The organism is Streptomyces sp. CG 926 (assembly GCF_003148825.1).
Taxonomy (GTDB): Bacteria; Actinomycetota; Actinomycetes; order Streptomycetales; family Streptomycetaceae; genus Streptomyces.
On record NZ_QGGZ01000001.1, the window covers coordinates 1,038,214 to 1,062,599 of the forward strand.

At 72.4% G+C, this 24,386-nt stretch carries 22 protein-coding genes; 17 read left to right on the forward strand and 5 right to left on the reverse strand.

Going from position 1 to position 24,386, the window contains the following annotated elements:
* Window positions 1-415 precede the first annotated feature (415 nt).
* Window positions 416-1,444, forward strand: coding sequence for a septation protein SepH (sepH, locus tag BCL76_RS04280; protein WP_030765891.1), 1,029 nt, complete (start codon window positions 416-418; stop codon window positions 1,442-1,444).
* A 59-nt stretch (window positions 1,445-1,503) separates the two neighbouring features.
* Here the strand turns inward: sepH and BCL76_RS04285 are convergent, their stop codons facing one another.
* Window positions 1,504-2,349, reverse strand: a complete 846-nt coding sequence (locus tag BCL76_RS04285) for a sulfurtransferase (RefSeq protein ID WP_109778342.1) — start codon at window positions 2,347-2,349, stop codon at window positions 1,504-1,506.
* A gap of 176 nt (window positions 2,350-2,525) precedes the next feature.
* Between BCL76_RS04285 and BCL76_RS04290 the strand changes: the two genes are divergently transcribed.
* Window positions 2,526-3,311: a VOC family protein gene (locus BCL76_RS04290; RefSeq protein WP_109778139.1), complete on the forward strand. Its 786-nt coding sequence runs from the start codon at window positions 2,526-2,528 to the stop codon at window positions 3,309-3,311.
* A gap of 2 nt (window positions 3,312-3,313) precedes the next feature.
* Here the strand turns inward: BCL76_RS04290 and BCL76_RS04295 are convergent, their stop codons facing one another.
* Entirely contained in the window at window positions 3,314-4,573 is a 1,260-nt protein-coding gene (locus tag BCL76_RS04295; RefSeq protein WP_109778140.1) for an MFS transporter, read from the reverse strand.
* A 159-nt stretch (window positions 4,574-4,732) separates the two neighbouring features.
* Between BCL76_RS04295 and BCL76_RS04300 the strand changes: the two genes are divergently transcribed.
* The 6 genes from BCL76_RS04300 to BCL76_RS04325 are packed head-to-tail and all read left to right on the forward strand — an operon-like array spanning window position 4,733 to window position 10,581.
* Window positions 4,733-5,767 carry an ABC transporter substrate-binding protein gene (locus BCL76_RS04300; RefSeq protein ID WP_109778141.1) on the forward strand — a complete coding sequence of 345 codons (1,035 nt, stop codon included), beginning with the start codon at window positions 4,733-4,735 and terminating at the stop codon, window positions 5,765-5,767.
* On the forward strand, window positions 5,757-6,866 hold the full coding sequence (locus tag BCL76_RS04305) for a FecCD family ABC transporter permease (protein ID WP_109778142.1): 1,110 nt from the start codon (window positions 5,757-5,759) through the stop codon (window positions 6,864-6,866). Before BCL76_RS04300 ends, BCL76_RS04305 begins: the two co-directional genes overlap by 11 nt.
* Window positions 6,863-7,687: an ABC transporter ATP-binding protein gene (locus BCL76_RS04310; RefSeq protein WP_109778343.1), complete on the forward strand. Its 825-nt coding sequence runs from the start codon at window positions 6,863-6,865 to the stop codon at window positions 7,685-7,687. Before BCL76_RS04305 ends, BCL76_RS04310 begins: the two co-directional genes overlap by 4 nt.
* Entirely contained in the window at window positions 7,684-8,535 is an 852-nt protein-coding gene (locus tag BCL76_RS04315) for a Rossmann-like domain-containing protein (protein WP_109778143.1), read from the forward strand. Before BCL76_RS04310 ends, BCL76_RS04315 begins: the two co-directional genes overlap by 4 nt.
* Window positions 8,532-9,554, forward strand: a complete 1,023-nt coding sequence (locus BCL76_RS04320; RefSeq protein ID WP_109778144.1) for a GHMP family kinase ATP-binding protein — start codon at window positions 8,532-8,534, stop codon at window positions 9,552-9,554. The genes BCL76_RS04315 and BCL76_RS04320 overlap by 4 nt, the downstream gene beginning before the upstream one ends.
* Window positions 9,475-10,581, forward strand: a complete 1,107-nt coding sequence (locus BCL76_RS04325; protein WP_109778145.1) for a pyridoxal-phosphate dependent enzyme — start codon at window positions 9,475-9,477, stop codon at window positions 10,579-10,581. Before BCL76_RS04320 ends, BCL76_RS04325 begins: the two co-directional genes overlap by 80 nt.
* Window positions 10,582-10,650: 69 nt before the next feature.
* Here the strand turns inward: BCL76_RS04325 and BCL76_RS04330 are convergent, their stop codons facing one another.
* The gene (locus BCL76_RS04330) at window positions 10,651-11,760 is read right to left on the reverse strand and encodes a M20 family metallopeptidase (RefSeq protein WP_375137878.1); all 1,110 of its coding nucleotides are present in this window, start codon (window positions 11,758-11,760) and stop codon (window positions 10,651-10,653) included.
* 194 nt (window positions 11,761-11,954) lie between these two features.
* On the opposite strand from BCL76_RS04330, the gene BCL76_RS04335 reads away from it, so the two are divergent.
* The 5 genes from BCL76_RS04335 (at window position 11,955) to BCL76_RS04355 (ending at window position 17,590) form a co-directional block, all read left to right on the forward strand.
* Window positions 11,955-13,265 carry a sensor histidine kinase gene (locus BCL76_RS04335; RefSeq protein WP_181382424.1) on the forward strand — a complete coding sequence of 437 codons (1,311 nt, stop codon included), beginning with the start codon at window positions 11,955-11,957 and terminating at the stop codon, window positions 13,263-13,265.
* Between the two features lie 87 nt (window positions 13,266-13,352).
* A complete protein-coding gene (locus tag BCL76_RS04340; RefSeq protein WP_109778147.1) occupies window positions 13,353-15,545 on the forward strand; it encodes an MMPL family transporter in 2,193 nt (730 codons plus the stop codon).
* Window positions 15,546-15,708: 163 nt separating this feature from the next.
* Window positions 15,709-15,915: an MbtH family protein gene (locus BCL76_RS04345; RefSeq protein ID WP_109778148.1), complete on the forward strand. Its 207-nt coding sequence runs from the start codon at window positions 15,709-15,711 to the stop codon at window positions 15,913-15,915.
* Between the two features lie 4 nt (window positions 15,916-15,919).
* The gene (locus BCL76_RS04350; RefSeq protein WP_109778149.1) at window positions 15,920-16,873 is read left to right on the forward strand and encodes an ATP-binding cassette domain-containing protein; all 954 of its coding nucleotides are present in this window, start codon (window positions 15,920-15,922) and stop codon (window positions 16,871-16,873) included.
* A 3-nt stretch (window positions 16,874-16,876) separates the two neighbouring features.
* On the forward strand, window positions 16,877-17,590 hold the full coding sequence (locus BCL76_RS04355; RefSeq protein ID WP_109778150.1) for a 4'-phosphopantetheinyl transferase family protein: 714 nt from the start codon (window positions 16,877-16,879) through the stop codon (window positions 17,588-17,590).
* Window positions 17,591-17,614: 24 nt separating this feature from the next.
* Here the strand turns inward: BCL76_RS04355 and BCL76_RS04360 are convergent, their stop codons facing one another.
* Together BCL76_RS04360 and BCL76_RS04365 are read right to left on the reverse strand one after the other, a co-directional pair.
* Window positions 17,615-18,325 carry an AfsR/SARP family transcriptional regulator gene (locus BCL76_RS04360; RefSeq protein ID WP_258309293.1) on the reverse strand — a complete coding sequence of 237 codons (711 nt, stop codon included), beginning with the start codon at window positions 18,323-18,325 and terminating at the stop codon, window positions 17,615-17,617.
* Window positions 18,326-18,858: 533 nt separating this feature from the next.
* The gene (locus BCL76_RS04365; protein ID WP_109778152.1) at window positions 18,859-19,902 is read right to left on the reverse strand and encodes an ornithine cyclodeaminase; all 1,044 of its coding nucleotides are present in this window, start codon (window positions 19,900-19,902) and stop codon (window positions 18,859-18,861) included.
* Window positions 19,903-20,363: 461 nt separating this feature from the next.
* Between BCL76_RS04365 and BCL76_RS04370 the strand changes: the two genes are divergently transcribed.
* From BCL76_RS04370 to BCL76_RS04385, 4 genes are all read left to right on the forward strand, one after another.
* The gene (locus tag BCL76_RS04370) at window positions 20,364-21,293 is read left to right on the forward strand and encodes a 3-oxoacyl-[acyl-carrier-protein] synthase III C-terminal domain-containing protein (RefSeq protein WP_109778153.1); all 930 of its coding nucleotides are present in this window, start codon (window positions 20,364-20,366) and stop codon (window positions 21,291-21,293) included.
* Between the two features lie 30 nt (window positions 21,294-21,323).
* The gene (locus BCL76_RS04375) at window positions 21,324-22,715 is read left to right on the forward strand and encodes an ATP-grasp domain-containing protein (RefSeq protein ID WP_109778154.1); all 1,392 of its coding nucleotides are present in this window, start codon (window positions 21,324-21,326) and stop codon (window positions 22,713-22,715) included.
* Window positions 22,716-22,729: 14 nt separating this feature from the next.
* A complete protein-coding gene (lysA, locus tag BCL76_RS04380) occupies window positions 22,730-24,019 on the forward strand; it encodes a diaminopimelate decarboxylase (RefSeq protein WP_109778155.1) in 1,290 nt (429 codons plus the stop codon).
* Between the two features lie 93 nt (window positions 24,020-24,112).
* On the forward strand, window positions 24,113-24,385 hold the full coding sequence (locus tag BCL76_RS04385; RefSeq protein ID WP_109778156.1) for a phosphopantetheine-binding protein: 273 nt from the start codon (window positions 24,113-24,115) through the stop codon (window positions 24,383-24,385).
* Window position 24,386: the final 1 nt, after the last annotated feature.

Consider the following 24,386-nt stretch of genomic DNA (forward strand, 5'->3'; position numbering starts at 1 on the left):
AACGGACCACGGGTGCAGGTCGGACCCGATCGAGGGCAGGCCAACTCCCGCCGTCCGGGGAAAGTTCGGCGGCGCGGCGGTCCACCCAGGTGGCCCGAATGGAGTACTGTGGCGAGCCCTGGGGCCGTCCTTCCTTTCGGATGTCCGGACTCGGGAGAGGGGGCCGACGGATGGAACACGGCACTCAAAGACCGGTGATGCCGCGGTATTGCACGGGCGCCTGCTGCGCACAGTAACCGTTCGGTCACTGTGCGTGCCCAACAGGTAACCGTGCCATAACGGCGATCAAGGGCGCATGCCCGACACGCCGGTTTAACTCGGCAAGGTTGTGGCAGGCTGCACCCGGGCAGGCCACACTCGACTAGCGGAAGCAGCGACGCACGTGACGTCGGCAGGCACCACCCGGGAGGTCCCCATGCCCGAACTGCGTGTCGTGGCCGTCTCCAATGACGGCACACGACTGGTGCTCAAGGCTGCGGACAGCACGGAGTACACGCTTCCGATCGACGAGCGGCTCCGGGCCGCCGTCCGCAACGATCGCGCGCGTCTGAACCAGATCGAGATCGAGGTGGAGAGCCACCTCCGCCCCCGCGACATCCAGGCCCGCATACGGGCCGGTGCCTCCGCGGAGGAGGTCGCTCAACTCGCCGGCATCCCCGTCGACCGCGTACGCCGCTTCGAGGGCCCGGTGCTCGCCGAGCGCGCGTTCATGGCCGAGCGCGCCCGCAAGACCCCCGTGCGCCGCCCCGGGGAGAACACCGGTCCGCAGCTCGGCGAGGCTGTCCAGGAACGTCTGAGCCTGCGCGGGGCCGAGAAGGAGTCCGTCCAGTGGGACTCCTGGCGCCGTGACGACGGCACCTGGGAGGTCCTGCTCGTCTACCGGGTCGCGAGCGAGCCGCACTCGGCGAGCTGGACCTACGACCCGCCGCGCCGACTGGTCGTGGCCGTGGACGACGAGGCCCGCTCCCTGATCGGCGAGTCCGAGGACCTGCCGGCGGCGCCGGAGCCGAGCTTCCCGTTCGTGCCGAGGATCGCGCGGCTGCCGCGCGACCGGCCGCTGGACCGCGCCCTGGACCGGCAGCTGGAGCGGATCGAGCCCCGACCCGCGCCCGCACCGGAACCGGAGGAGGAGCGGGACACCCTCACCAGCCTGCTGGAGGCGGTCCCGAGCTTCCGCGGTGACATGGTGGTCCCGGACCGCACCGAGACCCCGGACGACACCGAACCGGAGGCGGAGGAGCCGCCGGCCCCGGCCGCCTCGGCGGGCGCGGGCGCCGCGTACGCCGACGTCCTGATGCCGCGCACGGTGGCCGGCCACCGGGACCGCCTGACGGGTACCACCGACCGCCAGGCCGAGGCCGACGGGGTCCGCCCCGGGCGCCGGGCGGCCGTACCGAGCTGGGACGAGATCGTCTTCGGCACCCGCCGCAAGAAGCAGGAGTAGCGGGAGCAGCAGGAACAGCGGGAGTACCGCCGCCGGGCAGGACCCGGCGGCGGCTCGGCCTACTGAGGGTCGGGGCCCGTGGCGACCGGGCGGGCCGGGTCGCCGGACCACTCGGACCAACTGCCCGCGTAGAGGTCGGACTCGATGCCCGCCACCTCCAGGGCCAGCACCTCGTGCGCTCCGGAGACCCCCGAGCCGCAGTACACGCCCACCTCCGCCCCCTCGGACGCGCCGAGCGCCGCGAACCGGGCGCGCAGGACGTCCGCCGGCAGGAACCGCCCGTCGGGACCGACGTTCTCGGTGGTCGGGGCCGACAGCGCGCCCGGGATGTGCCCGCCGACGGGGTCGATCGGCTCGACCTCGCCCCGGTAGCGCTCCCCCGCGCGTGCGTCCAGGAGCACCCCCGCCCGCGCGCGCAGGGCCGCCGCGTCGGCGTCCAGCAGTCCGACAGCCCCCGGAGTTGGCTTGAAATCGCCCTCGGCGGGAGTCACCCGATCGGCCGTCACCTCGCCCCCGGCCGCCGTCCAAGCGGTCAAGCCGCCGTCGAGGACCCGCACGTTCGGGTGACCCGTCCAGCGCAGCAACCACCACGCGCGGGCCGCCGCCCAGCCCAGTCCGCCGTCGTACACGACGACGGGCCCGTCCGCCGGAACGCCCGCCCGTCGCATCGCCTGCCCGAAGGCCTCCGGGTCCGGCAGCGGGTGGCGGCCGCCCGCCCCGGGCGGACCTGCCAGTTCCCGGTCGAGGTCGACGTACACCGCGCCGGGCAGGTGTCCTGCCTCGTAGGCGGGCCGCTGGTCGGGGCCGCCGAGCTGCCAACGGACGTCCAGCAGCACCGGCGGGCGGGGGCCCGTCAGCTCGTTCCTCAGTTCGGCGGCGGCGAGGATCACAGATTTCGCAGTCATGTCGGCCATCTTCCTCCCCACCCGCCACCGGTGTGACAGGGCCGTCGTCGGAGGGCCGCACCGATCCGGTCAACTCCGCGCCGGCCCGCATTTATGCGGCCCGGTCGGGGCGCGCCGAGCCGCCGGGAGTGGAAGCATCAGCACCGGTAAGCGCCACGACGGAGGAGACGGCTGACATGACCGAGGCAGCGGAACCAACCCGGCGCACGCCCGGTACCCCGTGCTGGGTGAGCCTCATGGTGCACGGCCTCGGGACCACCGAGGACTTCTACGCCGACCTGTTCGGCTGGGAGTACGAACCCGGACCCGAGCAGCTCGGCCCGTACGTCCGCGCGGTGCTGGACGGCCACGAGGTGGCCGGGATCGGCGAGATGCCGCCGGACCGGCATCTTCCGGTGGCCTGGACGACGTACCTCGCCACGGACGACGCCGACGCGACCGCCGAGTCGGTGCGCGCCTGCGGCGGCACGGTCGCGGTGGGTCCGCTGGACGCGGGAATCGCGGGGCGGGTGGCGATCTGCTCCGACCCGCTGGGCGCGATCTTCGGGCTGTGGCAGGCGCAGAGCCTCATGGGCACCCGGCCGTACCACGGTCCGGGCACTCCCGTGTGGAACGAGCTGGTCACCCAGGACACCTCGACGGTCGGGAAGTTCTACGAGCACGTCTTCGGCCACGAGGCGCAGACGCACGCCACGGCCTCCGACGACTTCGACTACCAGACGCTGCAGCTGGAAGGGCGACCGGTGGCCGCCGTGCACGGTGTCGGCCGCTCGCTGCCGCACGACCGGGGGCCGCACTGGATGGCGTACTTCGAGGTGGAGGACACCGACGTGGCGGCCGCTCGGGTGGTCGAGCTCGGCGGACGCGTCGTCGACGCGCCCCGCGAGGGGCCGCGCGGGCGGCAGGCCACGGTCGCGGACCCGGAGGGCGCGGTCTTCGCCCTGGTGCGCTCGCGGCGCTGAACTCAGCGCGCCCTCGGGTCCGGAGTCCGCCCGAAGTGCCGGGCGGTGGGCGCGAGGGCGGCCGCGGCGGGTACGAGGAAGCAGGCCGCGGCGCACACGGCGAGGACCGGGGTGACGCCGAAGGCGCCGATGGCCGGGGCGATCAGGGCGAGGCCGACCGGGGCGAGGCCGTAGGACAGCAGGAAGTCCAACGAGGAGACACGGGCGAGCTTGTCCGGGGCGACTTCGCGCTGGGTGGCCGTGAACCAGGGCACGTTGAACAGTTCGATCCCGATGCCCGCCACGACGTAGGCGGCGATCACCACGGCCGGGTGGACCGGCAGCATCAGGCTCAGCGGCGCGAAGCCGTAGAGGGCGAGGCCGGCGAAGGCGCTCCAGCCCTGGGAGCGGGGCCGCCGGCGGGCGGTGACCAGGGCCCCGCCGAGCGCGCCGAGGGTGTAGGCGGTCATGGCCGCGGCCATGACCCACCCGGTGCCGTAGCGGTCGCGGCTGACGAGGGGCAGGGCTACGCCGGTGGCGGAGTAGCCGAGCGCGATCACGGCGGTCAGGGCGCCCAGTCCGGCGAGGAACCAGGGGTGGCGGCGGGCCTCGCGTATGCCGTCGACGAACTCGGCGCGCAGGGAGGCGCGGGGTGCGGGGGCCGCCGATCCGGCGATCGGGGCGCCGCGGCCGGGTAGCAGGGCGGCGACCAGCCAGAGCAGGCCGATGCCCAGCAGCAGCGTTCCCACGTCGACGAACGCCGCGAGCAGCGCCGTCAGGGTGGGGGCCGCCAGGGTGGAGGTCCGTACCGCCATGGTCATGGCGGCATTGGCCTGTTGCCTGCGGTCGGCGGCGACGACCTCGGCGGTGAGCGCCTGGAAGGCGGGGCGGCAGGCTCCCTGGCCCGCGCCCGCGAGGGCGGCGGCCAGGCTCATCAGCAGGAGCGAGCGGCCGAGTCCGAGGGCGAGGAGCGGGGTGGCGGCCGCTGCCGCGAGGGCGGACCAGAGCACGACGGCCCGGCGTGAGTGACGATCGGCCAGTACCCCGCCGACGGCGACGGCGGCGAGGAAGCCGGCGGTGCGGGCCGCGAGGACCAGGCCCAGGCCGGGCGCGCCGAGTTCTCGGTGCAGGACGGCGAGCCCCAGGACGAAGGGCAGCGCCCAGGTCGCGAGTCCGGAGGCGGTGGCGCCCGCCCACAAGCGCAGGAAAGCGACGTCGCGCAGGACGGAACGGCCGGGCGGCGGGACGGTCTTGGGTGTCGCGGGCACGGGTGTGGTCGCCACGGTGGGGGCTCCTCGTTCGTCGGCAGGGGCCGGGTCGTGGTTCGGCGAACCTCGACCCGAGGGTGTTAATGAAAACGATAACCATTACAGTACCCTTCGAACGCGGCACTCCTGCCCGGTGCACGACCACACCCACGTCCCTCCCAGACCGGAGAACCCATGCGCCACCGCGCCCGGATCGGCATCCCTCTCGCCCTCGCCCTCGCCCTACCCCTCGCCACCACCGGCTGTTCGGCCCCCGCCGACGACCACGCGCCCAGGGGCGAACCCGCCGCCCGGACGGCAGCGTTCGACAGTTGCGGGCGCCGACTCGCCTTCGACCGGCCCCCGCGGCGCGCCGTCGCCCTGGACCAGACCTCGACCGAGACCCTGCTGGAACTGGGGCTCCAGGACCGGATGGCCGGGACGGCCAATCTCAAGACGAAGATCCCCGCGCGCTACCAGGAGGCCTACGCCAAGGTCCCCGTCATCGCTCCCAAGATCGCCACGGGTGAGCAACTGCGCGCGGCCACGCCCGACTTCGTGGTGGCGGGCTCGGCCGACCTCTACACGAAGGACCGCGCCGGCACCCGCGAGGAACTGGCCGCCGTGGGGGTCCCCACCTTCGTCAGCGCGGTGGACTGCCCGCAGCACGGCGAGCCCGGAAAGACCCCCTTCGAACTGCTCTTCTCCGACTACGAGCAGCTCGGCAAGGCCTTCGGCGGCGAAGAGCGGGCCGGCCGGCTCGTCCAGGAGCAGCGAGCCGCCGTCGCCGAGGCGGGCGAGAAGGCCCGCGGTGCCATCGCCCGGAACGGAGGACGACCCACCGTCGTCTACCTCTACTCCGTCTTCAACGGCATGCCCTACGTGGCCGGCGGGACCGGTCTGCCCGGTGAGATGAGCCGGATCGTCGGGGCGACGAACGCCTTCGACGACGTGGCCGAGGACTGGCCGGAGGTCTCCTGGGAGGAAATCGCGCAACGGGACCCGGACTTCATCGTGATCGGCGATCTGAGCGAGCGCGGCCGGCCCGGCGACAGCGCCGCCGAGAAGCGCGCCGCGATGGCCGGGGACCCGGTGGTCTCCGAACTGGCGGCCGTCCGCGAGAACCGGATCATCGAGGTGCCGGGGATCGAACTGGACCCCTCCGTACGCTCCGTGCACGCCTTGGGGCTGCTGGCGGCGGGGATGAAGGACCTCGGGTATGTCCGCTGACCCGGCGGCGGTGGACCTGCTGCTTCCCGCCGCCCGCGAGCTCCGGGTGAGTACGTCACCCCTTGGGCCCGGGCGGTCCGGCGGGCCGGCCCGAGCGGGGCTGTTCCTCGCCGGAGTGCTCGTCCTGGTCGCCTCGGTGGCGGCGAGCACCCGCATCGGCAGCGCGCAGCTGGGGTGGGGCGACCTCGGCCGGGTGCTCGGGGCCCGGCTGGGCCTGGCCGTCGAACCGCTGCCGCCGCTGCTGGACTCGCTCGTCTGGGACCTGCGGCTGCCGCGCGTACTCATGGCGGCCCTGGTCGGCGCCTCGCTCGCGGTGTGCGGCACCGTGCTGCAGGCCGTCACCCGCAACGCACTGGCCGACCCGTACCTGCTCGGCGTGTCCTCGGGCGCCTCGGCCGGGGCCGTCGTCGTGGCCGTCCTGCCGCTGTCCGGGCCGGCCGCCGGAGCCCTCGGGATCACCGGCGGCGCCCTCGTCGGCGCCCTGCTCTCCTTCGGCCTGCTGCTGGCGCTGCTGCACCGGACGGGCCTGGACTCGGGACGCATCGCCTTGATCGGTGTGGTCGTCGGACAGCTCTTCGCCGCCCTGACCTCGCTCGTCCTGATGGCCTCGGCCGACGCCGACACCACGCGGGCCCTCACCCACTGGCTGCTGGGCTCGATGGCCCCGGCCCGCTGGGACGCCGTCACGGTCTGCGCGATCGTCACCCCGCTGGGGCTCGTCGCCGCCCGACTGTGCGCGAACGCCCTCGACGGCCTCGTGTTCGGCACGGACACCGCCGCCTCGCTCGGGATCGGCGTACGGCGCACCCGGATGCTGCTGCTGGTGGTGACCGCCGTACTGACCTCGGTGGCGGTGGCCACCGTCGGCGCCATCGGGTTCGTCGGGCTGATCGTCCCGCACGGGGTGCGCCTGCTGGTCGGTCCGCTGCACCGGGTGCTGCTCCCCCACGCGGCGCTCGCGGGCGCGGTGTTCCTGGTGTGGACCGACGCCTTGGCGCGGGTCGCCTTCGCACCGCGCGAGATACCGGTCGGCGTGATCACCGCGCTGCTCGGCGTACCGCTGTTCCTCCTCGTCCTGCGCAGGAGGGGTGAGTGGTGAGGATCGCCGCCGAAGGACTGAGCTGGTCGGTCTCGGGCCGACCCGTCGTCCGCGGGGTCGACCTGGACATCGCGCCCGGCGAGACGGTCGGGCTGCTCGGCCCCAACGGCTCGGGCAAGTCCTCGCTGCTGCGCTGCCTGGCCGGCCTGCGCGTGCCCGACGCGGGCACGGTGCGCTACGACGGCCGGTCGATACGGGACTGGAGCGCCCGCCGGATCGCCCGCGAGGTCGCCTTCGTGGAGCAGGACTCCGGGTTCGACACCGACCTGCGCGTCGCCGACGTCGTGGGGCTGGGGCGGACCCCCTTCCGCGACCGGTGGCACGGCCCGGACGCCACCGACCGGGCGGTCGTCGCGGCCGCGCTGGACCGCGTCGGCCTCACCGGGCTCGCCGAGCGCTCCTGGAAGGGCCTGTCGGGCGGCGAACGCCGGCGCGCCCACATCGCCCGCGCCTTCGCCCAGCAGCCCTACGGCCTGCTCCTCGACGAACCCACCAACCACTTGGACGTCAAACACCAGTGGGAGCTGATGGAACTGCTCGCCGGCACCGGGCAGACGGTCCTGGTCGCCCTGCACGACCTCACCCTGGCCGCCCGCCACTGCGACCGGCTGCTGCTCATGCACCAGGGCCGGCTGATCGCCTCCGGCGCGCCCGCCGCCGTCCTCACCACCGAGCACCTGGCCCAGATATTCGAGGTCGACGCCGAACTGACCACCGACGCCCGGGGGCGGCGCTCGGTGTCCTACCGCGGCCCCCTGCGCGCCCCCTCACCCGCACCCGCGCCCACAACTGCACCCGCACTACGACAAGGAACGTCATGACGAGCCTCCCGACCACCGCGCCCGCGCCCGCGCCCACGCCCGCATCGACCGTCGACGCCCTGATCGCGGCCGTACTGGCCGGCGAACACGGCCCCTCGCCCAGCGCACTCGTGGCGACCAGCGCGTTCTGGATCCACCACGGCACCCGGCTGGCCGGCGGCGACACCACCTACCTCAACCAGTACGTCCTGGTGCGGCTCGGCGGCGCCTTCGGCGGCTGCGCCTTCGAGGCCGGCGAGATCGATCCGGCGATCTGCCGCGACGCCTCGGGCGCCCGACTCGACCTCCTGCTGCGCGAGGCTCCCCGCCCGCTGCGGATCGCCGCCCTCGACGCGTACCTGGCCGGGCAGCTCCCCCACCGCGACGCCGGAGCCGAGCCGATCACCCTCCCCGCCGGCACCCCCGAGGTACGCGCCCTGGCCCGCGACGCGGCCGTCGCCGGGCTGCTGGACATCGACGCGGGCGCCCGGGTCGGCCTCATCGGGGTGGTGAACCCGCTGGTCGCGGCGATCCGCGAGCGGGGCGGGGTACCGCTGCCGTGCGACTTCAACCTCGAAGCCACCCGGTGGGGCGATCCCGTCACCACCGACATGCACGAGGTGCTGGAACGCGCCGACGCCGTGGTCGCCACCGGTATGACCCTCGGCAACGGCTCCTTCGACACCGTCCTCGACCGCTGCCGCACCCGGGGCGTCCCGCTGATCGTCTACGCGCAGAGCGGCAGCGCGGTGGCCCGGGCCTTCCTCGGCTCCGGGGTCACCGCGCTGTCCGCCGAGCCCTTCCCCTTCTCCCAGTTCAGCGCCGACCCGACGACCCTGTACCGCTACCGGACGGCGGGGCGGGCGTGAGCGCGCCGGGCATCCGACGCGGCACCGGCCGGGCCTCCTGCCACCACGGCGAGCTCCTCCAGGGCGTCTTCCGCGACGCCACCGGGCGCCGGTGCGCCGGCCTGGTCACCCTGCCGATGACCGGGATGGGCAGCCGGGCCGAGTTCACCCGGCGTCCCGGAACCCCGCCGGAGCGACTCACCGTCCGCCCGGGCGACCGTACGAAGGCCGCCCGCGCGGCGGCCCTCGCCGTCGCGGAGTGCGCGTCGCGGCTCCGGGAGCCGCCCTGCGGAGGGGAGTTGCGGATCACCGGTGACATCCCGGTCGGCCTCGGCATGGGCAGCTCCACCAGCGATGTCATCGCCGTCGTCCGCGCGGTCGCGGACTCCTACGGGGTGCGGTTGGCGCCCGACGCCGTCGCCCGGCTGGCGGTGCGCGCCGAACTGGCCTGCGACCCGCTGATGCTCGACGCCCGCCCGGTACTCTTCGCCCAGCGTGAGGGGCGGGTGCTGGAGGTCCTCGGCCCCCGCCTGCCGCCGCTGGTCGTCGTGGGGTGCGTCCTGGGCGGGGGCGCGCCGGTGGACACCCTCGCCCTGCCCGTCCCCACGTACGACGACAGTGACGTGCGCGGCTTCGAGCGGCTGCGCACCCTGTTGCGGCGGGCCGTGGCCACGGGGGACGCGGCCCTGCTGGGCCAGGTCGCGAGCGCCGGCGCGCGGCTGGGCCAACAGCTCCTGGGTCACCCGGAGTTCGACACGCTCACCGACATCGGACGGCGGCTCGGGGCCCTGGGGGTCCAGATCGCGCACAGCGGCGCGGTGGCCGGTCTGCTCCTCGACCCCGCGGCCCCGGGCCTGCGCGACCGGATCCGCGGCTGCCTGCGGGCCCTGGACAGCAACGGCATCGCCGCGACCCGTGTCTTCACGACCTTCCCTTCCCTCCCGACCGAGGAGTTCACCGGTGGACCAGCACATCGCGGAGGCCATCGGCCGCCCCGACCTGATACGCCTCGACGACCGGCTCGTCTGCCTGCGCTTTGAGACGATGAAGGTCGTCTCCGCCCTCGCCGCGGTCCGCCACCTGCTCGACACGGGGGCGGTGCGGCGCGGGGACACCCTGCTGGACAGCTCCAGCGGGATCTACGCCTACGCCCTCGCGCTGGCCTGCCACCGCCACGGGATGCGCTGTCACATCGTCGGTTCGACGACCGTCGACGCCACGCTCCGCGCCCAACTGGCCGTGCTCGGGGCGACGCTGGAGCGGATGGAGCCCTGCGAGGACCTGAAGCTGGACCAGAAGCGGCGGGTCGAGCGCATCCACGAGATCCTCGCGGAGCACCCGGAGTACCACTGGATGCGGCAGTACCACGACGACATCCACTACCTGGGCTACCGGGCGGTGGCGGAGCGGATCCGGCGGTCGACGGACGGGCGCGGCGGGGGCCGGGGCGGCCTGACCCTGGTCGGCGGCGTCGGCTCGGGCGCCTCCACCGGGGCCCTCGCCCGCTATCTCCGGGAGGACTCCCCCGACGTCGAACTCGTCGGCGTGCAGCCCTTCGGCAGTGTCACCTTCGGCTCCGAGCACGTCGCCGATCCCGAGATCATCATCGCCGGGATCGGCAGTTCCATCCCGTTCGGGAACGTCGACCACGCGTCGTACGACACGCTCCACTGGATCTCCTTCGACGCCGCCCTGGCCGGGAGCGTCGACCTGCTGCGACGGCACGCGGTGTTCGCCGGCCTGTCCACCGGGGCCGGCTACCTCGCCGCCCGCTGGGAACGGTCCCGGGCCCCGGAGCGTACGGTCGTGTTCATCGCCGCCGACACCGGCCACCGGTACGTGGACAGCGTGTACGCCCGCCACCACGAGGCGGCCGCCGTCGCATCCCTGACGCCGCACCAGGTCACGGACCGGGCCGAACTCGCGCTCCCCTGGTCCCGGATGCGCTGGAACCGGGCTTCGCGCGGACCGGACCGGACGTCCGCCCCGGATCCACCACAGGTGCCAGGCACGCACCGCCCGACCGGCTCCCGCCGGCCGCCCGCGGGCCGCGCCGGCCCGGAGTGACGGGAGGGATCGCCGGCCCGTGCCCGCGTGGGTCGGCGCGTGGCGCAGGGCTCGTACCCGACGACAGGATCAGCGGGTCGCGCCGTCGCGGATCGCGTTCACCAGTCCGGTGACGAGCTGCGCCCGCTCCGCCATCGCGTCGACCACCAGGTACTCGTGGTCGGCGTGCGCGCCGCCCCCGACCGCTCCCAGGCCGTCGAGCGTGGGCACCCCCGACGCGCCGGTGAAGTTGCCGTCGCTGCCGCCGCCGACCGCCATGCCCTCGATGCCCGGCAGCAGGCGCCGCGCCATCGCGAACAACTCCGCCGACGCCGACTCCGGCATGGGGGGCCGGCCCACGGCCCCCCGGACCACGATCTCCGCCTCGTCCAGATGCGGAGCCAGTGCCGCCATGGCCGCCTCGACGCGTTCCTTCTCCTGGGCCGACTCGACGCGGACGTCGACCCACACCGTCGCCTCCGCCGGAACGACGTTGTCCGAGGTTCCCGCCGAAGCCACGGTCGGCGTCACCGTCGTCCCGAGCTCCGGCCGGTTCAGCGCCGCGATGTCCAGTACCTGGTACGCCGCCTCGACCAGCGCGTTCACCCCGGCCTCCGGCTCCAACCCGGCGTGTGCCGCCCGCCCCACGACCCGTACCTCGAAGGTGCCGCACCCCTTGCGCCCCGTCTTCAGGCGCCCGCCGTCGGCCGCGCCCTCGAACACGAGCACCGCGCCGCAGGCACGGGCCCGCTCCTCGATCAGGGCCCGGGAGGAACCGGATCCGACCTCCTCGTCGGCGGTCACCAGAACCTCCACCCCCGACAGGTACTCCAGGGCCGCCAGGCCGTGGACGGCCTGCACCAGACCGCCGAGCATGTCGAAGACTCCAGGGCCCGTCGCGTGCCCGCCCTCCACCCGGAACGGGCGGCGCTCCAGCGTGCCCAGCGGGAAGACCGTGTCATGGTGACCGAGGATCAGCACTCGGGGTTCGCCGCCGCCCGACCAGTGCACATGCGGTCCCGCCGGGCTGTCCACCAGAACGGCCCGCCCGCCCAACCGGCTCTCGATGACGGCCGCCACCGCGCGGGCCGACGCGCTCAGGGCATCGAGGTCACGCGAGGGGGACTCGACCTGGACGAGCGTACGCAAGTCGTCGAGCATCGCGTCGACGCTCACCGCGGTGCTCCGGGACATCCTCATGCCCTCACGATACGGGGCAGCCCTGCCCGCCCCCTCGGGCCGTCCGGGCGTGCGGACGGCATGCCCGGACGGCCCGTGGGGGCGGGCCGCCGGGCCGATCGGCAAGAGGGGTACTAGCACCCCTGAGATCCGTTCGGACGATCGCCATGCTGAGAACACAGCGAAACGGCGGCAAGCGCGAAGTGAGGCAGGACATGAGTGCACGGACGGGCGAGATCGAGAAGACGGGCCGGAACCTCGGTGGTTCCGCGGCGATGATCCTGCGGGGCGTGGCGCTGACGGGACTGGCGCTCTACGAGGGGCTGTTGCTCCTGTGGGTGTCGCTGGTCCTGTGCCTCTGCTTCGTCGGGATCGGGATCCCGCTCCTGCCGGGTGCGCTGAACGCGGTTCGCAAGGATGCCCGGACCCAGCGCCGGCTGGCCGGGGAATGGTCCGGTGTCCGGGTGGAGGCCTCGTACCTTCCCGAGCCGGCCGGAGCGCCCGGTCCGGTGTGGAAGCGGGCCCATCGGATGCTCGGTGACAGCGCCACCTGGCGGGACCTGCTCTGGACCCTGGTCAACCCGCTGGTCGGCCCCCTGTTGGCGCTGCTTCCCGCGGCGGCCGTACTGGGCGGGATCTGGGGCCTGAGCCTGCCGTTCGTGTGGGACAGCCTGCCGGAGTCCTGGAACAGCATCTGGTTCACGTTCATCCCCGTGGACAGCCAGAGCACGGCGATCCTGGCGGCCGCGCTCGGCCTCGTGGAGGTCGCGGCGGGGCTGGCCCTGCTGCCGCGCCTGATGCTGCCGCTGCACGGCCGCTGGGTGCGACTGATGCTGGGCTCCACCCGTGCCGCGCTGAGCAACCGGGTCGAGCACCTGGCCAGCACCCGTTCCGACGCCATGGACATGAACGCCACCGAGCTGCGCCGCATCGAGCGGGATCTGCACGACGGCGCCCAGGTACGCCTGGTGGCCCTGGGCATGACCCTGTCCGCCGCCGAGTCGCTGATCGAGCGGAACCCCGAGGCCGTCCGTGCCCTCCTCGCCGAGGCCAAGGAGAACTCGACCAAGGCTCTGAACGAACTCCGCGACCTGGTCCACGGCGTGCACCCGCCGGTCCTCGCCGACCGCGGTCTCGTGGACGCCGTCCGCACCCTCACCCTCGAACTCCCGATGCGGATCCACGTCACCGGCTCGGTTCCCGGCCGGCTGCCGGCCCCGGTGGAGTCCGCCGCGTACTTCGCCGTCGCCGAACTGCTCAGCAACGTGACCAAGCACGCCAGGGCCTCCGAGGCCACCGTCGACATCCGCTACTCCGACCGGAGCCTGCGCGTCGCCGTCCACGACGACGGTGTCGGCGGCGCCGACACCCGTAACGGCTCCGGCCTGGCCGGGGTCGAGCGCCGGCTGGCCGCCTTCGACGGCCTCCTCGTGGTCACCAGCCCGCTGGGCGGCCCCACTTCCGCCGCCTTCGAGATCGCCTGCGAACTCACCCGGGACTCCGCGGCCGACGCCGCGGCGAACTGACCACCGACTCCAGCACCAGCACCAGCACCAGCACCAGGGAACGACATGCGAACGCCGCTCTTACCACCGATCGAAGGACATCCCGACATGCCGGTCAGCAATCGTCACTTCGCCTCCCGGATGGGACGCTGGGGCGCCACCCATCCGTGGACGGCCATCCTCCTGTGGCTCGTCGCGGTCGTGGGCGCTTTCTCCATCGGCACTGTCGTCGAGACCAAGGAAGCCACCAACCAGGATCTGCTGGTCGGCCAGTCCGCCGAAGCGGCCCGGCTCGTCGAGGAGAACGGACTGCGCCACCCCGCCTCGGAGAACATCCTGATCGGCACTCGCGCCGGCCAGGCGACCGGCGCGCAGACCGCCGCCGCCACCGAGCTGCGCGGGCGGCTGACGGCCCTCCCCGAGGTCGCCTCCGTGAGCGAACCGATCGGCTCGACGGACGGCAGGGTTCTGCTGCTCCAGGTCGCGATGAAGGGTGACGCCGACACCGCCGCGGACCGGGTGACCCCGCTCCTGACGGCGACCGCCGACGCCCAGAAGCAGCACCCCGACCTCCTCATCGAGGAGGCCGGCGACGCCTCCATCAAGCACGACTTCCAGGACTGGCTCGCCAAGGACGTCCAGAAGGCGACCACGATCAGCGTCCCCGTGACGCTGGCGATCCTGCTCCTCATCTTCGGCGCGATCGTGATGGCCGGTGTTCCGGTCCTGCTCGGCCTGATGGCCGTCGCCTCGACGATGGGTCTGTGGGCCCTGGCCTCCCACCTCGTGCCGGATCCGGGCATGGTCGCGGACGTCATCGTCCTGATGGGCCTCGCGGTCGGTGTCGACTACTGCCTCTTCTACCTGCGCCGTTACCGGGAGGAGTGCGCCAACGGATACAACCCGGCCTCCGCGGTCAGCATCGCGGCCGCCACCTCCGGGCACTCCGTGATGGTCTCCGGCATCGCGGTGATCGTCTCCGCCGCGGGCCTCTACCTCTCCGGTGACGTGATGCTGGCCTCCATGGCCACCGGTGCGATCATCGTGGTCGCCGTCGCGATGATCTCCGCGGTCACCGTCCTTCCCGCCCTGCTGGTCAAGCTCGGCCGGGCCGTCGACCGTCCCCGCGTCCCGCTCGTCTGGCGGCTCTCGCAGCGCAACGGCACCCCCCGCGTCTGGGGCTTCCTGCTCCGCCCGGCCACCCGGCACCCGCTGGTCTCCCTCGTCGTCGCCGTCGGCGCGCTGGTGGCACTGGCCCTGCCCGCCCTCGGCATGAACCTGAAGGCCACGCAGGTCGACGACTTCCCCCGCTCGCTGAGCACCATGCAGACCTACGACCGCCTGGTCGACGCGTTCCCCTCCACCGCGAACACCGACACCGTCGCCGTACGGGTCCCGGCCGGCGGAAGCGACCAGCTGCGCACCCGGCTGACCCAGCTGTCCGAGTCGATCCAGCAGGACCCGCTGTTCGCCAAGGACAGCGCGCCCCGGATCCGGTACTCCGAGGACGGCCGCGGTGCGGTCCTGGAGGCCGGCACCCCGACCGCCCCGGGCACCGGAGCGGCCCGTGACTCCGTCACCCGCCTCCGCGCCGACCTCGTACCGGACGCCCTGCGGGGCCTGTCGGGTGTCGAGTACGCCGTGGGCGGTGCGCAGGCCGAGGACATGGACTACACCTCCAACCTCAACAGCCGGCTGCCGCTGGTGATGGGGGGCGTCTTCGCGCTGACCTTCCTGATCATCCTGCTCGCCTTCCGTTCGCTGGTCGTGGCCATGACCACCGTGGTGCTGAACCTGCTGTCCGTCGCCGCCTCGTTCGGCTTCCTCTGCCTGGTCTTCCAGCGGAACTGGGCCGAGGACCTGCTGGACTTCACCTCGACCGGGCACGTCGTGTCCTGGGTGCCGATCCTGCTGTTCGTGATCCTTTCCGGGCTCTCGCTCGACTACCACGTCTTCGTGGTCAGCCGGATCAGGGAGAGCGTGGTCGCCGGCATGACCACGAAGAACGCGGTCGTGGACGGGATCACCCGCACGGCCGGCGTCGTGACCGGCGCGGCGGCGGTGATGGTCGCGGTGTTCGCCACCTTCGGCACGCTGACCTTCATCGAGATGAAGCAGATCGGCATCGGTCTGGCGGTGGCCATCGTCATCGACGCGACGATCATCCGGATCTACGTCCTGCCCGCCGCGATGACGCTCCTCGGCCGGGCCAACTGGTGGCCCTCGCGGACCGGCCCCTCCAGCCGCCTGCCGAAGGCGCAGCGCGCCGAGGAGAGGCTCGACGAGGACGCCCGCGTCTGATCCGGACACGGCGGACCACCCGGCCGGGCCGGGTGGTGCGGGGCGCGGACCTCACGGTCTGCGCCCCGCACCCGCGATCAGCCGTCCGTCAGCTTCTCGTCAGTGCCCATCAAGCATAGTGGTCAAGGAAGTTGACCATGACGAACAGACAGGACGAACGTAGATGAGCAACCCATTCGACGATCCTGAAGGCACCTTCCACGTGCTGGTCAACGACGAGAACCAGCACAGCCTGTGGCCGTCCTTCGCCGAAGTCCCCGCAGGCTGGCGTCCGGTGCTGAGTGACGCTCCGCGCGAGGACGCCGTGCGCTACGTGGAGGAGAACTGGACCGACCTTCGCCCGCTGAGCCTCGTCGAGCACGGGGCCTGATCCCGTGGCGGCTCACGCGCCGACGGCGATCGAGGCCGAGGGCCTCCGCAAGAACTACAAGGACCAGCAGGTCCTCAAGGGGATCGACCTCCACGTCCCCGCGGGCACCGTGCTCGGGCTCCTCGGGCCCAACGGAGCCGGCAAGACGACGACCGTCCGCATCCTCAGCACACTGCTGCGGGGCGACGGCGGGCGGGCCAGGGTGTGCGGCTTCGACGTGTCGAAGGACCCCCGTGAAGTGCGCCGGAGGATCGGGCTCTCGGGCCAGTACGCCGCCGTGGACGAGGAGCTGTCCGGGCGGGAGAATCTGGTCCTGCTCGGCCGGCTGCTCCACCTCGGCGCCCCGGCCGCCCGTGCCAGGGCCGAGGAGATGCTGTCCCGGTTCCAGCTGAGCGACGCGGGCGACAAGCCGCTGCGCGAGTACTCGGGCGGCATGCGGCGCCGGCTGGACCTGGCGAGCACCCTGGTGGGCAGCCCGGAGGTCATCTTCCTGGACGAGCCGACGACCGGTCTCGACCCGAAGAGCCGCCTCGACCTGTGGGCCGTCGTACGGGAGCTCGTGGCGGAGGGCGTCACGGTCCTGCTGACCACGCAGTACCTCGAGGAGGCCGACGAGCTCGCCGACCGCATCGCGGTGATCGATCGGGGGACGGTGGTCGCCGAGGGATCCGCCGACGAACTCAAGCGCAGGGTCGGTGAGGAGCGCCTGGAGATCACCGTCGCCGATCCCGCCGACCTTCCCGCGGCCCTGACGGCGCTGAGCGGGGCGCTGACCGGAGAGTTGACCCGGGACGACCAGAAGGGTGTCCTCGGCGTCCGGCTCAAGGACGGGCTGGCCGGCGTCGCCAGTGCCGCGGCCGCGCTGCACCAGGCAGGCATCCCGGTGTCCGACTTCGCCCAGCGGCGGCCTTCGCTGGACGAGGTGTTCCTGACGCTGACCGGCCACCAGGCGGCGTAGCGCATGCCGAAGCGGGCGTCGGTCGCGTGCCTCGTGCTGTGGGCGCCGGCGCTCGACCGGGCCGAGATCCGCGGACTCATGTCGGCCGAGGAGCGGGCCCGGTACGAGCGGTTCGCGGAGCCCGCCGACCGGGCGCGGTTCGCCACGGCGCGCGCCCTGGTCCGGACCGCGATGGGCCGCGCCACCGGTGTCGCCCCGGATCTCGTACGGTTCGACCGGCGCTGCCGTCACTGCGGCGGCCCGCACGGCAAGCCGTGGGTCCCCGGCGCGGCGGTGAAGTTCTCGCTCTCCCACTCCGGCGGACGCGTGGTGGTGGCACTGGCCGAGCACGCGGAGCCGGGGGTCGACGTGGAACGGATCGTCGGCCGGCAGATCGCACGGCTGGCGCCGCGCGTGCTGTCCGCCCGGGAGCTGCTCGATCTGGAGGCTGTACCGCCGCGGGACAGACCGGCGGCCTACCACGTGTACTGGACGCGCAAGGAGGCGGTCCTCAAGGCCGTCGGCCGGGGGCTCTCGTCCTCCTTGCGCGGCATCACCGTGTCCGGGCCGGACCGCCCGGCCGAACTGAGGCACTGGGAGGCCGAGTTCGGCCCGCCGGCCATCGCCATGTCCGATCTGCGTCCGGGCCGCGGCTACGCGGCGGCCCTCGCCCTGGAGACCCCTGGGCGCATCGACCTGACCGAGCGGTACCTCGACGATCCGCTGGACGCGCCCTGATGGTCCCGGTCGGTCATCGGTCGGTCATCGGTCGGCGAAGACCATGCCCGTGTCGATCGCCGGATCCTGCATGAGGATGGCCTCCTGGATCCGTCTCATCCTCTTCCTGGGCTCCAGGCCCAGTTCGGTGTTCAGCCAGGACCGCACCCGCTGGAAGACGGCCAGCGCGTCGCCCTGCCGGCCCACGCGGTAGAGCGCGAGCATCAGCAGCTCGGACATCCGCTCCCGCTCGGGGTGTTCACACGCCAGCTGCTCCAGGGCACTGACGACGGCGGCCTCCCGGCCGATGCTGAGCCTCGCCTCGTAGAGGTCCTCCAGCGCGCCCAGCCGGCGCCCGGCGAGGCGGTTCGCGTGGGCGATGCAGGTGAGTCCACCCGCGACATCGGCGAGCGCCTGGCCGCGCCAGAGACGGAGCGCCTCGTCCAGGAGCAGCGCCGCCTCGTGGGGCGACTCGTGCAGGAGTGCGGAACCACGGGTGGCCAGGTCGTCGAACCGGTGCGCGTCGACGGCGTCCCGGGGGACGTCGAGGAGGTAGCTGTTGGCCGAGGTCCGCACCAGCAGGTTGCCGGGCACACCGGTCATCTCCTCGAGGGAGGTCCGGAGCCGGCGCATGTTGGCCTGGAGGGCGTTCTTCGGGTTCTTGGAGTCCTGGTCGGTGGCCAGCTCCTCCATCAGGAGGTCGACCGATACGACCTCTCCGGGTGTGAATGCCAGAACCGCCAGGAGTGTTCGCACGCGATTCGCCCCCAGGCCACGCGTTTGGTTCCCCACCGTGACCTGCGTCGATCCGAGCAGCTCTATCGAGAATCGCACATCTACCGGTCGGTAAGTTATCACTGGTCCCCGTCCCACAGCTTCGATCACTGAATGGTCGATGTTCATTCCCTATTCCGGAACTCACCCGAGGGCGAGCACCGGAGGGAATCCGGGGGATTCACGGAGGGGGCAGATGATGCTGCGAGATGTACGAAACCGCAAGGTTGTGCGCAAGAAGTCCCCCCGGACACCGCTTGCGCCAGGAACGGATACCGGACTTCACCGCGTCCGGCCGGTCGCGATATGTCCGTTCCGGTTCCCACGCCTCAATTCCCCGGGCTGCAACCTAACACGCCCGACGCGGGTGCGACTTCCCGCATTTGGATAAAGAAGCACCCTGCTTGAATCCACTCCCCCGCTTGGCCGAAAACCGCCAAAAGCGAGGGGGCTTCCCTCGCCGTGCGGGCCGGCCGACCCCGAGGGGCGCCCGAGAGCGGGCGCCCCCGGCGGCATCACAGCAGGTCGAGCCGCTGCCCCACACCCAGTTCCAGCGCCGTGCGGTGGACCGCGTCGATCAGCCCGACGTCGAGGATGGACATGCCGAACGGATTGCTCACCACGTAGCCGTCCGTCGGCCGGATGGCCGGAATCTGACCGAGCAGCACCTGGCCCAGCGTCCCCTCGACGGACCGGCCCGCTCCGCGCTCGGGGGCACCCGCCGTGTCCGGCCGGGTCACCTTCCCCTCCTGCAGCAGACTGCCGAGGATCCGCCGCGGGTTCTCCTCGATCAGGTCGAGGTCGTCCCCGTAGACGGCCTGCGCGCCGAGGAAGACCTCCTCGGTCAGGTCGCCGAGGGAGACGTGCGCGACGAAGCTCCCCGGGGCGAACAGGGCGGCACGCAGGTACGGTTCGCTGCTCGTGGTCAGCGTGACCGTGACGGGCGTGGCCCCGATGGCCTCGGCCGCCGTGGCCGCGACCGTGACCGTGAGCTGCGGATGCTCCTCGCCCGCCCAGGTCACCAACTCCGCCGCGCGCGCGGCGGACAGGTCGAAGACGACCACCCTGCGCACCTCCGGGAAGGCGCCCACGAGCAGGTCCAGGTGCGCGCGGGCCAAGGCTCCCGTGCCGATGAGCGTGATGCCGTCCCAGTCCTGCGGCCCGACCGTCCGCAGGCTGACCATCGTGTACGCGGCGGTACGGACGGCGCTCAGGTAGCCGGCCTCCGCCATCAGCACGGGACGGGCGGTCTCGGGATCGAAGACGAAGCTCAGCCCGCCGGCCCGCTCGATCCCCTTGGAGGGGTTGTTCACCGCGGCGTTGATGAGCTTCATGCCGTAGACCGGGCCCTCCTCCCGGTGCAGGGCGCCCAGCATCGCGATGGCGCGGCTGTAGGCACCGTCGCCGTTGGTCCAGGGCAGGTAGCCCTCGGCCGGGATCTCGGCGCGCCCGGCGGCCTGAATCCGCAGGACGTCCGCGGCGACCTCGACCGGGTCCAATTTGTCCAGGCAGGCGCGTACGGCCGGTCGGCTGAGAAAGAGCAGGCTCTCCTGGGACATGAGTTTTCCTCACCTCTGAGAATTCTGGAATGGGCTCCGGCGCCATGACACGGGCCGCGGCGAGGGTCGGTCGCCCGACGACCGGCCGGCGCACCCGCTCTGAAGGACCAGCCCCGGAATCGCGGAGTGCACACGGACCCGGGCTGCGCCATGCGGAGAGCTGTCGCAGAGTAGCCGACCATGTCCCGTTGTCAGTAGAGAAGTTCGTGTGAACATCCCGTGGCGATGCCGCAGCGCCCCGCACGGAAAGCGTTCGATCCCAGCCGATCGTTTCCCGTCAGCGCTCGGTCAGCAGCGTGTCAATTCGGCCCACTAACTTGATCAGCGTCCCCTGGAGCTCAAGGCCCGGGGGATCAGGTATGCGCGGGGATCGCACGGCCGGTTGCGACAACGGTGGTCCGCGTTCAGCGCTCGGCGCCGACCTGTTCTTCCATGACTGCGCTGAGAGGAGCCGGCCAGCCGTGACCTCACTGACCGAAGTATCGGCCCACTGGCCCACCCGGGTTTCCATCACGAGCCGCCAGGAGGCCCTGGGCCTGACCGACACGGAACTGCGCCGCTACGGACGAGGCTTCGGCCTGTCGGAGATCTGCTGGGACGACACGGAGTCCGAGACCGAGAGCCTGCTGACCGCCGTCCGGAAGCTGTCCCTGCTGCAGGGCCAGGAGGACCGGGTCCGCTACGTGATCCGGCCCCGGACCCAGCGGTTCACCTCGCCCTACCCGCTGAGCCCGCTGCACGAGGTGCGCCGCGAGGCCGGCCTGCGCCGCGCCAAGACCTTCGCCCTGACCGAACAGGCCTGCGCCTCGGGCCTGCTCGCCGTCGACGTGGCGGGCATGCTGCTGGCGGAGGAGGAGGACCCCGAGGCTTTGGCCTTGGTCCTCGTCGGGGAGAAGGCGCACGGCCAGGTCTCGCAGGTCCTCGGCGGCATGGGCATCACCGGCGAGGGAACCGCGGCGGTGCTGGTCTCCGCCCACGGCACCGGCGACCGGGTACTGGGCTTCGCCACGCGGACCGTGTCGGTGGGCGACCCCGGCCTGGTCATGCCGGACGAGGCCTTCGTCCGGTTCCGGGAGATGTACGCCGACGTGCTCATGGAGGTCGTCGGCAGCGCGCTGGACCAGGCCTCCCTCACGGCCGACGACATCAGCCTCGTGCTCCCCCACAACGTCAACCGGATCGCCTGGGTCAGGCTCAGCGACCGGCTCGGTGTACCGGTGGAGCGGATCTTCCTGGACAACATCCCGCAGACCGGGCACTGCTTCGGCGCGGACCCCTTCATCAACTACGCGACCGTGACCGAGCTCGGAAGGCTCGACCCCGGCGATCGCTACCTCATGGTCTCGGTCGGGCTCGGCGCGAGCTTCGCCGCGATGGTCCTGGAGCACTGACGTGAACGCACAGCGAGAGAGAGGCCTGCGGTGACCGGCACGGAATTCAACCGGCGGCTGAAGACCGCGGTGGCCGGGGACCCTGCGGGCTCCCTGGTCTTCCTGGGCAACTTCGAGGTCGAGGAGCAGTGGGCCCGCGGTGAGATCGGGCTGCCCCGGGTGTCCTCCGCCGGCAACACCGCCGTGGTCAACCGCATGGACGAGTTCGCGCTGCTGCTCGGCGACGTCGACGACCACGTCGTCCTCAAGACCGATCCCGACCCCGGCTACCTGGCCTACCTCCGCGAGTTGGGTCTCGGCCTCCCCACCGTGCACGTGGTGCGCGGTCAGGACCCCGGGAACACCGTCACCCAGGACGCCCTGGCCGACTCCCGGCTGCTGGCCGTCCTGGCCGAGCTCGGCGCGCAGGGCGCCCTGTTGTCCCCGCACGGCGTCTCGGAGTGGGAGGAGGACCTCGCCGGGAAGGCCGGCATCGCCCTCGCCGCGCCCGCCGCCGACCTGTGCAAGTCGGTCAACAGCAAGGTCTACAGCAGCCGCGTCGCCGACGAGCTGGGACTGCGCCAGCCGCGCGGCTGGGCCTGCGAGAGCCTCGACGAACTGCGCACCGCCGTCGTCGCCGCCGCCGAACTGCTCGACTCGGGCACCACGATCCTCGTCAAGGAGGCCTTCGGGGTCTCCGGCAAGGGCATCTCGGAGATCGAGAGCACCCGTCGGCTGGAGCGGCTCGAACGCATGATCGCGAACTCGGCGCGCAAGGCGGGCGCACAGAGCATCGCCTTCGTCCTGGAGGAGAAGGTGGCCAAGGCCACCGACCTGAACTACCAGTTCACCATCGCGCGGGACGGTACCGTGCGCCTCGATTTCGTCAAGGAAGCCATCACCGAGGGCGGCGTCCACAAGGGGCACCGCTTCCCGCCGCGGCTGACGGCGGAGCAGCACGAGGTGATCGACCGGACCACCGGGCTCCTCGGCCGCCGGCTCGCCGACGACGGCTTCTTCGGCGTGGTCGGCGTGGACGCCATGCTCGACCCCGACGGCGGGGTGTACCCCGTCATCGAGATCAACGCCCGCAACAACATGTCGACGTACCAGGCCCGGCTGCAGGAGCAGCTGCTCGGCGAGGGTCAGCTGGCCCTCGCCCGCCACTACCCCCTGGTCCTCGACCGCGCGCTGCCCTTCGACACCTTGCGGCACGTGCTCGCCGGTCTGCTCCTGGACCGTCCGGGCGGCAGCGGACTGGTCGTCAACAACTACGCCACCGTCAACGCCGGTGCGGCCTCCGGCACCCCGTTCAACGGCCGCCTCTACGGCCTGATCACGGGCGACTCGACGGAGCAGCTCGCCGCGCTGGACGCAGCCGTCACGGAGCGGCTCGGACCGGGCGGGGCGCTCGACGCCTCCCGGGTCCAGGACACCCCTTAGTGAAAAGGTCACACATGACAGACGAGTCAGCCGAGTTCCGGGTGCAGGGGCTCGGGATCACCGAGCTCGCCGCCGAGTTCGGCACGCCCCTGTACCTCTACGACGGCGAGGCCCTGCGCTCGCGGATCACCACCCTGCGCGAGCTGCTGCACCCCCGCCTGGAGATCTTCTTCTCGCTCAAGTCCAACCCCAACGTCTCGGTCTGCGCGCTGCTCCACGCGCACGGCGCCCGGGCGGAGGTCTCCTCGATGGCCGAGCTGCTCACCGCCCGCAGGGCCGGCGTACAGCCCCGCGACATCATGTTCCTCGGTCCGGGCAAGAGCCGCGCCGAGCTGACGGAGTGCCTCACCCAGGGCATCTACGCGATCATCTGCGAGTCGCTCCCCGAGCTGGACCTGATCGAGGAACTCGCCTCGGAGCTGGGTGTGGTGGCCCCGGTGGCCCTGCGCGTCAACCCCAGCTTCGCGGTCAAGGGGTCCGGCCTCACCATGGGCGGCAAGCCCCGCCAGTTCGGCATCGACGAGGCTCAGCTGCTCGCCGCCGGACCGCTCGGCAAGCAGTACGACCACGTCCGGCTCATGGGCGTACAGGCGTACATGGGCACGCGCATCCTCAGCGAGGACGCGATCGTGGAGAACACCCGCCGCATCCTCGAACTGGCCGTGCGCATCGCGGACCACCACGCCTTCGACCTGGAACTGGTCGACGTCGGCGGCGGCCTGGGCGTCTCCTACTTCGAGGGCGAACGCGACCTGGACCTCGGGGTGCTGGCGGAGGCCGTCAATCCGGTCCTCGACGCCTTCGCGCGGACCCACCCGCAGACCCGGCTGGTCATGGAGCTGGGCCGCTACTTGGTGGCCGAGAGCGGGACGTACGTGACCCGCGTGCGCTACACGAAGAGCTCGCTCGGCGAGAACTTCGCCGTCGCGGACGGGGGCACCAACCACCACATGGCCGCCGTGGGCATCGGTTCCTTCGTCAAGCGCAACTTCCCCATCCGGGTGCTCAACCGCTACGACGAGCCCGCCACGGAGACCTGGAACATCACCGGTCCCCTGTGCACGCCCAACGACACCCTGGGCAAGAAGGTCAGCCTCCCGCCGCTGCGCGAGGGCGACCTCATCGGCGTCGAGCGGTCCGGGGCCTACGGCCCGACCGCTTCGCCCGTGAACTTCCTGAGCCACGGCTACCCGGCCGAGGTCCTCGTCCACGACGGCCGCGCGCACCTGGTGCGTTCGGCCGACAGCGCCGAGGACCTCTTGGCCAAGCAGCGCCTGATCGAGCTGCCGCCGGCCGCTTCCTAGCCCGGCCGCCTCCCTCCACCTCCCTCCACCTCCCTCCGCCTCCCTCCGCCTTCCCCGACCACCGCACCGACGCCGCGAAAGGGCGCTATCCACATGACCGAGATCATCGAGACCACGGCCGGCCCGCAGGTCATCAACGCGATCACCGAGGCCCTCGAGGCCGTCCTCCAGCGCGACCTGGGCGACCTCGCCCCCGATACGGAGCTCTTCGCGACCCTGGGCCTGGACTCGACCGGCGTGCTCGACCTGCTGCTGCGCCTGGAGGAGCTGCTCGACGGGGAGTTCGACACCGACGAGCTCGAGATGAGCCACTTCGCCACGGTGCGGTCGCTCGCCGACTTCATCACCACCGAACTCGGCCGCTGAT